The organism is Anaerococcus prevotii DSM 20548, assembly GCF_000024105.1.
In the GTDB taxonomy this organism is placed as follows: domain Bacteria; phylum Bacillota; class Clostridia; order Tissierellales; family Peptoniphilaceae; genus Anaerococcus; species Anaerococcus prevotii.
Genome location: NC_013171.1, coordinates 1,392,779 through 1,406,388 on the forward strand (window position 1 = coordinate 1,392,779; position 13,610 = coordinate 1,406,388).

At 35.0% G+C, this 13,610-nt stretch carries 17 protein-coding genes and 2 tRNA genes; 2 read left to right on the forward strand and 17 right to left on the reverse strand.

Annotated elements, in window-relative coordinates; genetic code table 11:
- Positions 1-7: 7 nt before the first annotated feature.
- The 15 genes from APRE_RS06575 to APRE_RS06645 form a co-directional block, all read right to left on the reverse strand.
- On the reverse strand, positions 8-724 hold the full coding sequence (locus tag APRE_RS06575) for an ABC transporter ATP-binding protein (RefSeq protein WP_015778219.1): 717 nt from the start codon (positions 722-724) through the stop codon (positions 8-10).
- A gap of 242 nt (positions 725-966) precedes the next feature.
- Positions 967-1,845, reverse strand: coding sequence for a helix-turn-helix domain-containing protein (locus APRE_RS06580; protein WP_015778220.1), 879 nt, complete (start codon positions 1,843-1,845; stop codon positions 967-969).
- Between the two features lie 100 nt (positions 1,846-1,945).
- Positions 1,946-2,293, reverse strand: coding sequence for a 50S ribosomal protein L19 (gene rplS / locus APRE_RS06585; protein ID WP_015778221.1), 348 nt, complete (start codon positions 2,291-2,293; stop codon positions 1,946-1,948).
- Positions 2,271-2,987, reverse strand: a complete 717-nt coding sequence (trmD, locus tag APRE_RS06590) for a tRNA (guanosine(37)-N1)-methyltransferase TrmD (protein WP_015778222.1) — start codon at positions 2,985-2,987, stop codon at positions 2,271-2,273. Before trmD ends, rplS begins: the two co-directional genes overlap by 23 nt.
- Entirely contained in the window at positions 2,980-3,468 is a 489-nt protein-coding gene (rimM, locus tag APRE_RS06595; RefSeq protein WP_015778223.1) for a ribosome maturation factor RimM, read from the reverse strand. The genes trmD and rimM overlap by 8 nt, the downstream gene beginning before the upstream one ends.
- Positions 3,465-3,689 carry a KH domain-containing protein gene (locus APRE_RS06600; protein WP_015778224.1) on the reverse strand — a complete coding sequence of 75 codons (225 nt, stop codon included), beginning with the start codon at positions 3,687-3,689 and terminating at the stop codon, positions 3,465-3,467. The genes rimM and APRE_RS06600 overlap by 4 nt, the downstream gene beginning before the upstream one ends.
- Before the next feature lies 1 nt (position 3,690).
- Entirely contained in the window at positions 3,691-3,936 is a 246-nt protein-coding gene (gene rpsP, locus APRE_RS06605; protein ID WP_015778225.1) for a 30S ribosomal protein S16, read from the reverse strand.
- A gap of 22 nt (positions 3,937-3,958) precedes the next feature.
- Entirely contained in the window at positions 3,959-5,296 is a 1,338-nt protein-coding gene (ffh, locus tag APRE_RS06610; RefSeq protein WP_015778226.1) for a signal recognition particle protein, read from the reverse strand.
- Positions 5,297-5,307: 11 nt separating this feature from the next.
- Complete coding sequence (gene ylxM, locus APRE_RS06615; protein ID WP_015778227.1) at positions 5,308-5,631, reverse strand: YlxM family DNA-binding protein; 324 nt, start codon at positions 5,629-5,631, stop codon at positions 5,308-5,310.
- A gap of 464 nt (positions 5,632-6,095) precedes the next feature.
- The gene (locus tag APRE_RS06620; protein ID WP_015778228.1) at positions 6,096-7,343 is read right to left on the reverse strand and encodes a S1C family serine protease; all 1,248 of its coding nucleotides are present in this window, start codon (positions 7,341-7,343) and stop codon (positions 6,096-6,098) included.
- A gap of 157 nt (positions 7,344-7,500) precedes the next feature.
- Positions 7,501-8,616, reverse strand: coding sequence for an ABC transporter permease (locus APRE_RS06625; RefSeq protein WP_015778229.1), 1,116 nt, complete (start codon positions 8,614-8,616; stop codon positions 7,501-7,503).
- Positions 8,603-9,688, reverse strand: a complete 1,086-nt coding sequence (locus tag APRE_RS06630; RefSeq protein ID WP_015778230.1) for an ABC transporter permease — start codon at positions 9,686-9,688, stop codon at positions 8,603-8,605. The genes APRE_RS06625 and APRE_RS06630 overlap by 14 nt, the downstream gene beginning before the upstream one ends.
- 1 nt (position 9,689) lies before the next feature.
- Positions 9,690-10,631: an ABC transporter ATP-binding protein gene (locus APRE_RS06635; RefSeq protein WP_015778231.1), complete on the reverse strand. Its 942-nt coding sequence runs from the start codon at positions 10,629-10,631 to the stop codon at positions 9,690-9,692.
- A 118-nt stretch (positions 10,632-10,749) separates the two neighbouring features.
- Positions 10,750-10,836, reverse strand: a tRNA-Leu gene (locus APRE_RS06640).
- Positions 10,837-10,839: 3 nt separating this feature from the next.
- A tRNA-His gene (locus tag APRE_RS06645) sits at positions 10,840-10,916 on the reverse strand.
- A gap of 303 nt (positions 10,917-11,219) precedes the next feature.
- Here APRE_RS06645 and APRE_RS06650 point away from each other — a divergent pair.
- Both APRE_RS06650 and APRE_RS06655 read left to right on the forward strand, forming a co-directional pair.
- Positions 11,220-11,825 carry a regulatory protein RecX gene (locus tag APRE_RS06650; RefSeq protein ID WP_015778233.1) on the forward strand — a complete coding sequence of 202 codons (606 nt, stop codon included), beginning with the start codon at positions 11,220-11,222 and terminating at the stop codon, positions 11,823-11,825.
- The gene (locus tag APRE_RS06655; protein WP_015778234.1) at positions 11,822-12,088 is read left to right on the forward strand and encodes a GIY-YIG nuclease family protein; all 267 of its coding nucleotides are present in this window, start codon (positions 11,822-11,824) and stop codon (positions 12,086-12,088) included. The genes APRE_RS06650 and APRE_RS06655 overlap by 4 nt, the downstream gene beginning before the upstream one ends.
- Here APRE_RS06655 and APRE_RS06660 read toward each other — a convergent pair.
- The gene (locus APRE_RS06660; RefSeq protein ID WP_015778235.1) at positions 12,063-12,986 is read right to left on the reverse strand and encodes a ribonuclease E/G; all 924 of its coding nucleotides are present in this window, start codon (positions 12,984-12,986) and stop codon (positions 12,063-12,065) included. The two genes, APRE_RS06655 and APRE_RS06660, sit on opposite strands and share 26 nt — an antisense overlap.
- Positions 12,983-13,606, reverse strand: a complete 624-nt coding sequence (locus APRE_RS06665) for a hypothetical protein (RefSeq protein ID WP_015778236.1) — start codon at positions 13,604-13,606, stop codon at positions 12,983-12,985. The genes APRE_RS06660 and APRE_RS06665 overlap by 4 nt, the downstream gene beginning before the upstream one ends.
- Positions 13,607-13,610 lie beyond the last annotated feature (4 nt).

The following is a 13,610-nucleotide window of genomic DNA, read 5'->3' on the forward strand; positions in this document are numbered from 1 at the left end:
CTTTCTCCTAAATAATTGAGTTGATTTCCGTAAACTTTTCTCTTATTTCCTCATTGGTCATTTGTGAAGAATATTGATATGTATTTTTGCCTTTCGATATAAATGTATAGTTATCTGCGATATCACTTATAAAATCAAGGTCGTGGGTTGAGATTATAAATTTCCTATCTGTATCTTTAGATACTTTTAGTATTATATTTTGTAAGTTGAGCTTTGCATCTATATCTAGTCCATCAGAAGGCTCATCTAGAATAATTATTTTGCTATCTGAGCACAAGCAGCACAACAAAGAAGCTTTCTTCTTCTCACCAGTAGATAAGTCTCCCACATTTCTATCTCTAAACTCCTCCATAGATAATAACTTGCTATAGCTTTCGTACAATTCCTTTACCCTCTTGGAATCCATTCCTTTCAGTGCTCCGAAATATCTAACATTGTCATAAACCGAATTTCTAAATCTTAGACCCCTATCTCCTGATTGTAGGAAGGATATATTATCCCTCGCCCAGATAGGATAGTCCTTAGCTTGGGAAGATGAATGTATTTCTCCGCTTTCGAAATAATAAATTCCCGATATGATTTTAAGAATAGTAGTTTTTCCAGCTCCATTTGGACCAATCAAGGCAAAAATATTATTATTATCGAAATTAATCGTCCATGTAAAATTATCTACCGCTAGTCTATTTTTATAATATCTACTTATATTGTTTAATGTGATTTCCATAAGATCTCCAATTTGAAATTATTTTAATCATTTAATGTATGTGAATTTGTATGTTTAGAATATAACTTATAAAAATAATACGACATTATGATAAATATTTCAAAGGCATATGTGCGCTTGACTAGTTTATATGTAATATAAGGAATAGATTAAGAAAATAATATCATTTTAAAAACATTATTTTAATATATAAATTTATAGATAGAAACTAGGATTGTCTTAGTATCTACTCTATCCTAGTTTTAGCTTAATATGTTTTGTATGTTTCTATACATCAACTGCTTCAAGTCCTCATTATTTATATTTTTTAGCAAGATTAGAGTAGAATTTAATGATTCGCTATATTCTTTATATGATGTGTATTGGGTAGTAAATTTTATAAAATATAGATATAACAAACCGTAAATATGCGATTCATTACGTGAAAATTCTATCCCATAATCTACAATTTTTAAAGTTTTATCATAGCACTCATTTCTAAAGTATAAGTTAGCAAGGTTGTTAATTGATAATATTTTTAATTCACTATTAAAAGACTGCCTCTTACATTTCTCAAATATCTCCACCCTATCAATTCCCTTAAAATCTTGGGAAGTAGTTGCTATATTTAATAATATGCGGAGGTCTATGTCTTGAAGGTCGAGATTTTCGAAGTTTTTTCTTTTAATCTTATTTGAGGACAGGTCCTCGTATACTTCACTTAATTCTTCGCTAGTTATCTCAAAATTTAAATATCGTATAAATAAATCTAGGAGCTCTATCTCATATTTTCTTGCTTTTAGTTCTCTGCTATCTTTTATTAAGTCTATTTTTTCTAAAAGGTCTATTCTTATATCCTTTGTTAGAAACATTGCGTTTATGTCTAGTGAATTCTTGATTTCTTCTAGTATATAAAAACTTCCATAAATATATTTTTTGTATAAGCTTAGGATATCCAGGTCATATATTTTGGATAGTTCTATTAGACTATCTACGGATGCGGATTCTATTTCACCTCTTTCAAGCCTACCTATACTTCTTTCGCTCAAATTTATAAGCTCAGCTACATCAGCCTGTCTTAGGCCTTTTCTTTCTCTTATTTCTATTAGTTTTTTGCCAAATTCTTTTCTTTCATCTGTCATATTAGCCCCTATGTATCTATGATTTAATATAATAATATCATAAATCATAAAAATGACAAAAAAAGACTTCTGCAAATATGTTTTGCAAAAGCCCTTAATTTTAGTAATTTGTTTTTTCTTTAACTTTAGCTGCCTTACCTTGACGATCTCTAAGGTATTTAAGTTTAGCTCTTCTTACCTTACCACGTCTAACAACGTGTAGTTTTTCGATTCTTGGTGAGTGATATTGGAATGTTCTTTCTACTCCAACTCCGTAGCTGATTCTTCTAACTGTGAAGGATTTGTTGATTCCACCTTCATTGATGTAGATTACAGTTCCTTCGAAGTCTTGAAGTCTTTCCTTATCTCCCTCTTTGATTCTGTAGCTTAGTCTTATTGTATCTCCTACGTTGAAATCGAAGTTTTCTTTACGTAGGTTTTCTTGTTCAATTTTTTTGATTAATTCCATCTTTGCTCTCCTCTCGTAAGAATTTCTCGTATAAGTCTGGCCTAACTCTTTTTGTTTTCTCTATTGCACTTTTCCTGTTCCACTCGGCTATCTTCTTGTGATCTCCGCTTACAAGTTCGCTTGGAACGAAGTATCCGTTGAAGTTTCTTGGCTTGGTGTATTCATCTTGTTGCAAGAGAGTGTTGTAGTGGGAGTCTGTGGTTAGAGATTCTTTCTTTCCTACAACTCCATCTATGAATCTTGCCATTGAGTCTATAAGAACCATGGCTGGGATTTCTCCGCCTGTTAGGACATAGTCTCCTATAGATATTTCATAGTCGACATAGTGGTTGGTAATTCTCGCATCTATTCCTTCGTAGTGGCCACATATTATTATTAGATCTTTGATTTCTGCAAAGTCGATTGCTAATTTCTGATTTAATTTCTTGCCTGCTGCTGACATGAAGCAGACTTTTGATTTTGGTTTCTTCACAGACATCAAACAATCATATAGAACTTGTGGTTTGATAAGCATACCGGCTGCCCCACCGTATACAGTATCGTCTACGTGATTGTGCTTGTCATTACTGAAATCTCTTATGTCTACTATTTTTATTTCTAATTTGTTGTTCTCGATTGCTTTTCCTATTACTCCATAAGTCTTGAGGAACTCGAAGCTTTCTGGAAATAGGGTAAGTATGGTAACACTATTCATAATCTCTTAGGTTATCTACTTCTATTTTGTTGTTTGCTATATCAACATTTTTGATAACAGTCTTTAAGGCTGGTAATAATATTTCTTTATTGTCCGTAGTTTCTATGACATAAACATCGTTTGGATAGACTCCAGATATTACGTCCTTGACCTTGCCCACTTTTTGCCCATTGGAGTAAGTATCAAGTCCTATTAGCTTGTAGATGTAGAATTCATCTTCCTTAAGCTCTCCTAGATCTTCTTCTTCGATAGTTATGTCCTTACCAACTAGTTTTAGGGAATCATTTATGTCGTTATATTCAACAAACTTTATGACCTTGAGGCCTTTTTGGTCGAAGGAGTCTTCTATAGTGAGAAGTTCATCTCCAATGTAGACCTTGCTTCCCTTATCGAATCTTTTCTCATAATCAGAAAATGATTTTACTTTTACATTTCCCTTGATTCCGTGTGTTGTTATTACCTCAGCTACTGTTATTCTCATATTCTTATGTTGACCTTAACATCTTCCTTGATTGCACAAGCACGGGCTATGGCTCTTATAGAATTGATTATATTTCCACGAACTCCTATAACTCTGCCCTTGTCGGATTCTGCTACGTGGATTAGTATATCTACTTCTCCACCATCTCTACTCTCTTCGATAGATACAGCATCCTTATCTTCTACTAATTCTTTAACAATTAGCTCTACTAATTCTTTCATCTTAAGCTAATACGTCGTTGTCTTTGAATAGTTTTTCAACGATAGATGTTGGTTTTGCACCATTTTGGATCCATTGTTTAGCTTTTTCGTTGTCTACTCTAAACTCTTTTGGATTTGAGATTGGGTTATATGTTCCAATTTCTTCGATGAATTTACCATTTCTTGGGCTTCTTGAATCTGCTACTACAACTCTGTAGAATGGTTTTTTCTTTTGTCCCATTCTCTTTAATCTAATTTTAACTGCCATTGTTTCCTCCTATTGATTTAGCCTAAAAGAAAGGCATTTTTGGTAGTTTTCTGCCTCTTTTGTTGGCTTTCATGCCTGTCATTTTCTTCATCATTTTCTTCAGTTCTTTGAACTGTTTGAGCAATTTGTTAAGTTCTTTGATGTCAACTCCTGAACCCTTGGCTATTCTTTCTTTTCTGCTCTTGCCAATGATTTCAGGTTTTTCTCTTTCTTCCTTAGTCATGGAACTTATGAGGGCTTCGATTCTAACAAATCCCCTATCGTCGATATCAACTCCCTTTAGCATCTTGGAGTTTACTCCTGGAATCATCGCAAGTAAGTCTTCCAATGGTCCCATGTTTCTTATCTGTTGAACTTGTTCCATGAAGTCATCCAAGGTGTAAGTTTGCTCACGCATCTTACGTTCTAGTTCCTTGGCATTTTCGATAGATAGCTCTTTTTCTGCCTTTTCTATCAGAGATAAGACATCTCCCATGCCGAGGATCCTGTTCGCCATCCTGTCTGGATGGAAAGGCTCAAGATCTTCGAGCTTCTCCCCAACACCTATAAACTTGATTGGTTTTCCTACAACTTGTCTAATTGATAGGGCTGCACCACCTCTGGCATCACCGTCTAGCTTTGTGAGTACTACGCCTGTGATGTCTAGGTAATCGTCAAAGGTCTTTGCAACATTGACCGCTTCTTGTCCTGTCATCGCATCGACAACAAGAAGTATCTCGTCAGGATTTACTGCTTCTTTAATATTTTTAAGCTCATCCATTAAGTCAGTATCAATTTGTAAACGACCAGCCGTATCGAGGATCACCACATCGTGATTGTTAAGTCTTGCATAATCTTTAGCTTCTCTTGCAGTCTTAACTGGATCTTGCTTATCCTTATCGAATACTTCTACACCAGCAGTCTTTCCTACAACCTTAAGTTGCTCGATAGCTGCAGGTCTGTAGATATCTAGGGCTGTAAGCATTGGGTTTCTGTTTTCCTTCTTTAGCTTAAGTGCAAGTTTACCCGAATGGGTTGTCTTACCAGAACCCTGTAGACCTACCATCATAACCATGTGTGGGGTAGATCCCTTAAGGTCAAGCTTGGAATTTTCCTTACCCATAAGAGCGGTTAGCTCTTCGTTTACGATCTTTACTACCATCTGTCCTGGTGATAGGGAAGTCATAACATCTTGCCCAAGTGATCTTTCCTTGATTGTCTTTACAAAGTCCTTAACGACCTTGTAATTAACATCTGCTTCTAGTAAAGAGAGTCTTATCTCTCTCATAGCGGCATCTATATCTTTTTCACTTAATTTTCCTTTGCCTGTAAGTTTTCCAAGAGTCTCCTGGAGTCTTTCCGAAAGGCCTTCAAATACCATAGCATCCCTCTCTAAATCGTGTCTATTACGTCCGTTATTTTACTAATTGCCAATTCATAATTTGAACTTTCCATCAGCTCTCTTATACTAATAAGAGCATCTTTCAGTTCCTCGCGGCTTTTCAGTAAAGAAAGCTCATCTTCAAACTCAAATAATTTATCCTCAGATCTTTTGATCATATCCGAAATAGCTTGCTTGCTCCTATCGGTATTGTCTGCAATCTCCTGTAGGGATAAATCTTCGTTATAATAACAATTAATAACATCTCTTTGTTTTTCATTAAGAAGTGCGCCGTATATGTCAAATAATTGAGCCACTTTTACTATTTTTTCCATAAAATCACCTGTCAAGTCTTTTACTTGACTCGACTATTATACACCCTTTATAAGGATGAGTCAAGGAAAAATATTGACTAGGAAAATTTGTTTTGAGATGTCTCGACTACGCTTCGCTCCGCTCGACATAAGGATGAAGCCAAGCATCGATGACGACCGATATAAGGGATCTTACGTTTTAAGAATAAATTATACAAACAGGAAAAATTCTTCCTTACCTATCTTGTTCCGACCTAAGTTACTTCCTTATCACGACCGATCTACTTCCCTTATCACGACCTACCCCCTTATCCCGACCGAAGTGGAGGGATCTCTTTTTAGATGTCTCGACTACGCTTCGCTCCGCTCGACATAAGGGAGATGACGCCTATAGGTATATATTACAAAAACAATGCTACACTAGGCAATAGACAGTAGTAACTAAAAAAGACCCGGATTTCTCCAGATCTTCATATTATGGTATCTTATGGAAGGTTAAAGAATGGATTTAATCTATCTTTACTTCCTTTATTATCTTCGCTTGTATTATCTTCGCTAGGTTGAGCCTTATCGAACTCGTCTATATTTGAAGAATCTATATTAAATTCTACATCAATTTCTTTCTTGACTCCATCCCTATAGACAGTAAGTTTCGCCTTATCTCCTACTGCATAGGATAGGAGGGCCTTTCTTAGACTATTCATATCCTTTACAGCCACTCCATCTATGGCGGTTATCACGTCACCTTCTTCGATATCACTATTTCTATCAAAGCTTGATACAACATATACACCGTAATCAGTTCCAAGTTTTTCGGTATTGAAGTTTGGAATTTGTTTTATATAATCAATAGATTGGCCAGTAATTCCAAGATAAACTGAATTAAACTTACCTGTCTTTCTTACTTTTTCTATAACAGGTTTTACAATATTAATAGGAATAGCAAAGCCGATCCCATCGCTATTACCTGCCTTGGCAGTATTAATTCCTATAAGCTCTCCTTTGGTATTAAGTAGGGCACCACCAGAGTTTCCTGCATTTATGGCAGCATCTGTTTGCATTAAACCATCCATGCTTACTCCTGTATTAAACTTAACAGTTCTATTAAGACCTGAAATAATACCACTAGTTACGGTTGATTGAAGTTCAAAGCCTAAAGGGTTTCCGATAGCTATAGCCTTATCCCCTATACCAACCTTGTCACTATCTCCTAGCTCAATTGCTGGAAGATTGTCCTTTTTGACCTTAATTATAGCAAGATCTAAAGCTGCATCGTTCCACACAAGCTCTGCCTCACTAGTCTCTCCATTGGAGAAAAGAACATTAATCTGGGCCACATCGCCATTGCTTACAACGTGAGAATTGGTTACTATATAACCATCTTCTGTGACGATTGAACCAGAACCGATTCCTTCGACATAACCAGATTGTTGGCCGAAGAAGGTATTTTGGGTAACTTCAGAAATCGTATTGATTCCAACTACAGAGTCAATTGATTTTTTCACAACAACAGATTCAATTGAATCATCCGCATTTATATTTATATCTTTCTTTGTACTTTCCTTATTTTCCTTACTTTCTATTTGTTTTGGATTATTTTCACTTTCTGCAATGTTATTATCATTATTAGCTGCTCCACCTAGGAGAAAATAAATAACAAAACCACCGATAACAGCTCCCAAAAGGGCTGAAATAAAATGTGAAAATCCTCCACCAGATTTATTTCTTCTCATAAACTACCTCCTGTTTTCCTTATCATACAAGAAATTTGTGGCGATACTTTGTCATATCTATTAAATTTATATAAATTTTTTGTGAAATATCGTCTAAGCTAAATATATGATTAACAGTTTGATAGTCAAGAAAATACCAGATCTTCATATAACAAAACTATCTATATTTTTTTCTTAACAAGATTTTATCCAAAGCTAAGCTCAAAAAGAAAAGAATTATTATATATCCTATAAGGATTGCAATATTTCTAATAAAGATCTCCTTATTAAAATCACTCACTAAGATGTCATTGTTAGCTATATAGTAAAAGCTTGGGAAGACTTTTCCTATCATTAGGGCCTTTTCGCTAAGGATTTCTTGTGGGACAAATACTCCTGTTAGAAAAGACGAAGCTAGGGCGAAAACATTCATTACAGCCATCATAGCATTTTCACTTTCTATAAGTTTTGTGATAAAGATAGCGAGGCTTACCGTACTTAGGGCAAATATCATAGAATTTACTATCATTAGAAGAACCCTTGTGCTTAGGGATGACCTTCCATTCATAATAAGGAAAATTATTACATAAAAGACCCAAGATACAAGAGCAAAGGCAAAATGACCCATAAGAAGTTCAAAATTTTTCCTAAAGCTACTTATAGGAGATGCTTCATTTCTCATAGCTATAACCCTCTTCTTGTAAGATAAGCTTATTAAAGATACTACAAGGATGATCTGGCTTAAAAATACGTAGGCTAGTAGGTTAAAGAAATCATGGACTTTGCTACTTACGACCGGTCTCCTATCCTTATTTAGACTAACCTTAACACTTTTGTTGAAGTCTTCTTCTGTATTAGCTATTATCTCTTTTTTATCAAAGCCTGCCTTTTCGTAGGTCAAAATCTGATCTAGGTATAGATTGATTGACTCTTTTATATACTGCCTATCCTTACCGCTTATGCCATTTTTAATCTCAAGCTTCTTTTCCTTATCAAAGTCCTCTGGAATCTTGATATAGGTGGAAATCTTCCCATAAAAGAGATTATCGTCTATATTTTTGCCAGTCATATCAACTATATTATTTTCTTTTTCCATATATTTGATAAAGGCCTTGGATAAGTCGCTCTTGGCAAAATCTTCTATATAAATATCGGCTCTTGCCTTCTTATAGTCTATGGACTCATCATTACTTGAATTTGAAAAAAATATTATGGCTAAAAATATAACTGTGTATATGCCAATGGCCTTAAGGTGGCCTCTTACGATTTTAAAATAATTTTTAAAGACTATCATACTGCCTGCTCCTTGTTAAAATTAGAGTGAGACCTAGGAAAATTATTATCAATATTAATAAATACTTAACATTTTCCAAATACCTATCGTATCCATCATAGTAATAGAGGCTGTAGATTGCATCATTTATCAAGGCAATTGGGTTGAATTTATTAATAATTGGAGCGTTTTCCTCGATCATAAGCTTCATAGAAGAATCCATCATTCCTGATAAGTATGATAAAACCATGCTTATAGCAATCCCTAGTCCGTTTTTGACCTCCACACTTGCCTTAGACGCAAGTCCTATAAGAATCCCAAACAAGACACCAAAAAGACTTCCAAGACCCCCTATTAAAATAAGCGGTCCGAGCTTATTAGAAAAGTCTACCCCATACAACTTATTAAAAACAAGCATGGTAAATAAAACAACGGAGAAGTTAATAATAAATCCAACGCAGATAGATGATAGAAGGCTTGTAAGTCTATCTAAAGGAGCTATGGCATTTCTCTTGGCAAGAGTGGAAAGATTGGCCTCAAATCTATAAATAATAAGAAGCCCATAAGTAAAACCATACATAGCCTGCATACCTATCAAGCAGTAGAAAAACGTATTTACAAAATCGAGATTACGCTTTGACTTATCAATAATATGGCTTTTTCTATGGCTCAAATAGCTTAGGTCAAAAGTAGGATTCTTCCTTAAAATCTTTTCTGCCATAGCCCCCTTTCTAAGATAAGCGTTAATAATATCTTCTATGATAGACTCATAGATACCAGATTTCTTAAAAACTATCTTGTCACGGTCTTTGATATAGGCAGTAATTCCTTCATCATCAATACTCTTTTCAGAGTGGATAATAATTATATCTTCATCTTCAAGCTCTTTAAGGAAATCATCAAAATACTTATCTTCTCTTAGGTCTTCTTTTACTACAAGATCTATCGGCTCAAAGTTCATAGACTTTGTAACATTTCCCAAGGCTATGGTAAAGAAAAATCCCAAGACTATAGGAAAAACTAAAGACCAAAAAAGTAGGCTCTTATCCCTTATTAGGAGCTTAAAGGTATTTTTAAAAGTATGTAAGAACATCCTAATCCCTCAATTCTTTACCAGTAAGCTGTAAGAATACATCATTAAGGCTTGGCCTAGAAGATGAAAGATGATCATAGTCTATATCATATGTCCTTAGGATTTCTACTAGCCTTGTAATGTTATCCCTGGATTTAGAAAAACTTAACTTATAAGTTGTTCCCAATACCGAAAGATCAATCAAAGAATCAATAGCCCTAATACTTTCAAGGGCTTCATCAGGTAAATTTTCAGTCTCAAAGGAGATCTTCTCACAAATATTAATCATATCCTTAAGGCTATCACTATCTCCCTTGGCTATAACCTTACCTTTATCAAGGATAACTATGTAATCACACAGGCTTTCTACCTCATCCATATAGTGAGAGGTATAGATTATGCTTGCTCCGTCTTTATTTAACTTTCTAATTCCATCCAAAATATTATTTCTCGATTGAGGATCAACCGCAACAGTCGGCTCATCAAAAATAATTAATTCTGGCTTGTGAGCTATGCCACAAGCTATATTAAGTCTCCTCAAAAGACCTCCAGAAAGCTTTTTTGGCCTAAATTTAAGAAAATCAACCAAACCAACAAGATCTACAGTTTCTTCAATATATTTTTTCCTTTTTTTCTTATCTCTTATGTAAAGTCCACAAAAATAATCAATATTTTCATATACACTTAATTCCTCATAGACGCCTACGTCTTGAAAGACAACACCTATCCTTCTTTTGATATCGTAAGAATCAGGCCTCATCTCCTCACCAAAAATCTTAATAGAGCCACTATCTTTACTCAAAAGAGATAGGATACAAGAAATAGTAGTAGACTTACCAGAACCATTAGGACCTAAAAGTCCCAAAATCTCACCCTTATACAAATCGAAATCCAAATTGTCAACTGCAATAAAGTCCTTGTAACTTTTGACCAAACCCTCGACTTCAATAACCTTTCCTGCCATAATATTCTCCTTTTAGTAATTATAGCACAGGAATATTAAAATAATTGTAAGAATTAGGTAAAGATTTTGTAAAATAAGCACAAAAAAAGACGCTGAGTTATCAGCGTCTTGCACTCATTGGTGCGGGATAAAGGAGTTGAACCTTCACGAGAAAATTCCCACTAGATCCTAAGTCTAGCGCGTCTGCCAATTCCGCCAATCCCGCATATGGGGTGAGTAGTGAGATTCGAACTCACGGCCTCCTGGGCCACAACCAGGTGTCTTAACCAACTGGACCATACCCACCAAGCCATCACTATTTCATGATACCATCATTGAAGTAGCTTGTCAAGTTTTTCTAACAATTATTTTCTTTTTTGAAAGTTTCAATTGTCATATCTCTCTCTCAACAATAAATATAATACCACGTTTATTATTTTTGTGCAAGTTTTTTTGTAAAATTTTTCTTTTAGGCCTACAAGTAGTAGAATAGAAACAGAGGTGAATTATGAAAAGTAGAAAAACTATACTTAAAATTTTTGCAATCGTGATTGCTATATCAATGATAGCTCCTATTATCTATAGCGCCTACAATTCTTTTGCTAGTCTATGATTGTAGAAGAGATTGGATTTTCCGATAAGTACAATTTATGTAGGCTAAAAGTTTCTGGAGAGCTTTTTTATATCTCTTATGATCTTTTTAATGACCTAGATATAAAGAAGAATGAAGAGATAGACTTTGATGTTTTTTCTAAAATTCAGGCTGACAATTCTTACAATAGGGCAAAAAATTATATCTTAAATAGGATTTCTTATGCTAACAAGACTAGCTTTGAGATAGGAAAGATCTTAAGGGATAAGGGCTATGAAGCTGATGTTACTGAGAAGGTAATTGAATTTTTAACTTCTTATAATTTAATCGATGATGAGTCTTTTGTAAGAAGCTTCATAGCTGATAAGTCTTCGATTAATGACTGGCCTAAGAATAAGATTAGATATAAGCTTAAGCTTAAGGGAATTCCAGATTCCTTGATTGATGAGAATTTGACCCTAATCGATGATGACACGGAATATGAGAAGGCCCTTTATTTTGCTGAAAAAAAGGCTCGTGGCGATTATTCTTTTAAGATGAAAAACAAGGTCTATAGGCATCTTGCCTCCAAGGGCTTTGATTTTGATATTATAGGAAGGGTTATGGGTGAGCTTTTCTCATGAGTCATTTTGTCTATATTCTAAGGTGCGCCGATGGGAGTCTTTATACAGGCTACACCACAGATGTCAAAAGAAGAGTGGCCGTCCACAATTCAGGCAAGGGGGCCAAGTATACTAGGGCAAGGCTCCCGGTAAGGCTCGTTTATTTTAAGGAGGTCTCCTCCATGTCTGAAGGGCTTAAGCTTGAATGTGCTATCAAAAAACTTAATAAGAAGAAAAAAGAGGACTTAGTCCGTGACTTTAACTTAGAAGATTTCTCTTCCTAAGCTCGGTCACGTTCCTAGCTCCTCTTCTTTTTATAGTCATTTCAAATAAGCCCATAGGAGAAAATCCAAATATTTCACACTCTAGGTCGTAGTCTTTCGATTTTTTCCTCATAGATTCTTCGATTTTTTCTTTATTTTCATTTCTTAGAAAGTCGATTAGGACCATCCCACCTATGTTTCTAGCCTTTAAGTTGTAAAGTATGGGATCTATTAATTCCATATTTATGTTTTCCAAGAACTTATCTTTATTATTAGTACTTTTCTTACTATTAGAGTTGACATCTATTACAGTCATTGTCTCTAGCTCGTCTATGATTAGGGATAGGTCCCCATAAGTTGGCCTTTTTTCTTGAATTAATTCTAGGAAATCCCTAAACTCGGCAAGCTTTCCTATCTCAACTTCCCTTACTTCTATATCCTTGTTTTCTTCTAGATATTTATCCTTAAGGCTATTTTCATAAAGGAGTTTTGGTGTTGGGAAGAATTTTTCTTCTTTGATAAGTCTAGTTTTTAATTTTCCTATAGCTTCAAACTTAACCTTATCTCTCCTCTTGCCTTCCTTTTGCTTGATTAGCCTTGCGAATCTTTTGACATAATAGCTATCATTTTCTACCTTAAAATTAAGAGATCCCAGGGCTAGCTTGCCATTTGCGGGATCTCTTACGTATTGTACAATGACATTGTCCCCAATCTTATAGGATGTTTTGGAGTTTAGATAGAGAGTTTTTCCCTTATCGTATTCTACAAAGTAGGCTCCTAGGGCGTCGTTTTTGTTTACGACCTTGCCCCTGTAGATATTACCAAGGAGGGAGTCGTAGAATTTAATTTCCACTATCCTTCCTTCCTTTACCCTTCCCATAAGCTTTTCTTTTTCATCTACAAATACAAAGTCTGTCATTTTTTAAACTTCATCTTTAGTTTCTCGAAAAATGTTAGGTCTGGGACTATGACATAGTTGTCATTGATGAAATTGTCGATTTGCTTGTCAAATCCCTGGCCTAGGTTGACATTTCCTAGGTAGTTTTTGCCGTAGGATTCGATTTTTTCCTTGGATAGCCTGATATCTGTATCTGGGCTTGTTCCATTGATAAAGAAGCTATCTTCCGCTATTTTCTCTGGGAATTTACCTGCTTCTACTATAAATACAGATTTCTTCTCATCGACAAGCTTTATGTCAAGGGAGTCTATTACTAGATTTTTGTATCCTTCTTCTTTGAGAATCTTGTCCATATCTTCCTTATCGATTTCTTTCTTATCTTCTAGGAGGGGAGCTATAAGGAAGTCGAGATTTTCGTCTTCCCTTACCCTAACTTCCTTGAAGTCATTTACCCCCTTAAGATAATCTGCCAAATCGTAGGTAATCATCCCATCTTTGCCGTAATAGTCTTCGATATTTGATTCATTTCTTTTAGTGGAGACAAGAAGGGTCTTGCCAGTTTTTTTGAGCCTTTCTGCCAAAGATACTGCAAACTTTACCCTGTCCTTATCTATTTGTGAATTGATTATATAAACTTTCATAAGA

Excerpts from the sequence above, each read along its gene's own strand:
- APRE_RS06575 (WP_015778219.1), bottom strand. The coding sequence starts at position 724 with ATGGAAATCACATTAAACAATATAAGTAGATATTATAAAAATAGACTA.
- APRE_RS06580 (WP_015778220.1), bottom strand. The coding sequence starts at position 1,845 with ATGACAGATGAAAGAAAAGAATTTGGCAAAAAACTAATAGAAATAAGA.
- rplS (WP_015778221.1), bottom strand. The coding sequence starts at position 2,293 with ATGGAATTAATCAAAAAAATTGAACAAGAAAACCTACGTAAAGAAAAC.
- trmD (WP_015778222.1), bottom strand. The coding sequence starts at position 2,987 with ATGAATAGTGTTACCATACTTACCCTATTTCCAGAAAGCTTCGAGTTC.
- rimM (WP_015778223.1), bottom strand. The coding sequence starts at position 3,468 with ATGAGAATAACAGTAGCTGAGGTAATAACAACACACGGAATCAAGGGA.
- APRE_RS06600 (WP_015778224.1), bottom strand. The coding sequence starts at position 3,689 with ATGAAAGAATTAGTAGAGCTAATTGTTAAAGAATTAGTAGAAGATAAG.
- rpsP (WP_015778225.1), bottom strand. The coding sequence starts at position 3,936 with ATGGCAGTTAAAATTAGATTAAAGAGAATGGGACAAAAGAAAAAACCA.
- ffh (WP_015778226.1), bottom strand. The coding sequence starts at position 5,296 with ATGGTATTTGAAGGCCTTTCGGAAAGACTCCAGGAGACTCTTGGAAAA.
- ylxM (WP_015778227.1), bottom strand. The coding sequence starts at position 5,631 with ATGGAAAAAATAGTAAAAGTGGCTCAATTATTTGACATATACGGCGCA.
- APRE_RS06620 (WP_015778228.1), bottom strand. The coding sequence starts at position 7,343 with ATGAGAAGAAATAAATCTGGTGGAGGATTTTCACATTTTATTTCAGCC.
- APRE_RS06625 (WP_015778229.1), bottom strand. The coding sequence starts at position 8,616 with ATGATAGTCTTTAAAAATTATTTTAAAATCGTAAGAGGCCACCTTAAG.
- APRE_RS06630 (WP_015778230.1), bottom strand. The coding sequence starts at position 9,688 with ATGTTCTTACATACTTTTAAAAATACCTTTAAGCTCCTAATAAGGGAT.
- APRE_RS06635 (WP_015778231.1), bottom strand. The coding sequence starts at position 10,631 with ATGGCAGGAAAGGTTATTGAAGTCGAGGGTTTGGTCAAAAGTTACAAG.
- APRE_RS06650 (WP_015778233.1), top strand. The coding sequence starts at position 11,220 with ATGATTGTAGAAGAGATTGGATTTTCCGATAAGTACAATTTATGTAGG.
- APRE_RS06655 (WP_015778234.1), top strand. The coding sequence starts at position 11,822 with ATGAGTCATTTTGTCTATATTCTAAGGTGCGCCGATGGGAGTCTTTAT.
- APRE_RS06660 (WP_015778235.1), bottom strand. The coding sequence starts at position 12,986 with ATGACAGACTTTGTATTTGTAGATGAAAAAGAAAAGCTTATGGGAAGG.
- APRE_RS06665 (WP_015778236.1), bottom strand. The coding sequence starts at position 13,606 with ATGAAAGTTTATATAATCAATTCACAAATAGATAAGGACAGGGTAAAG.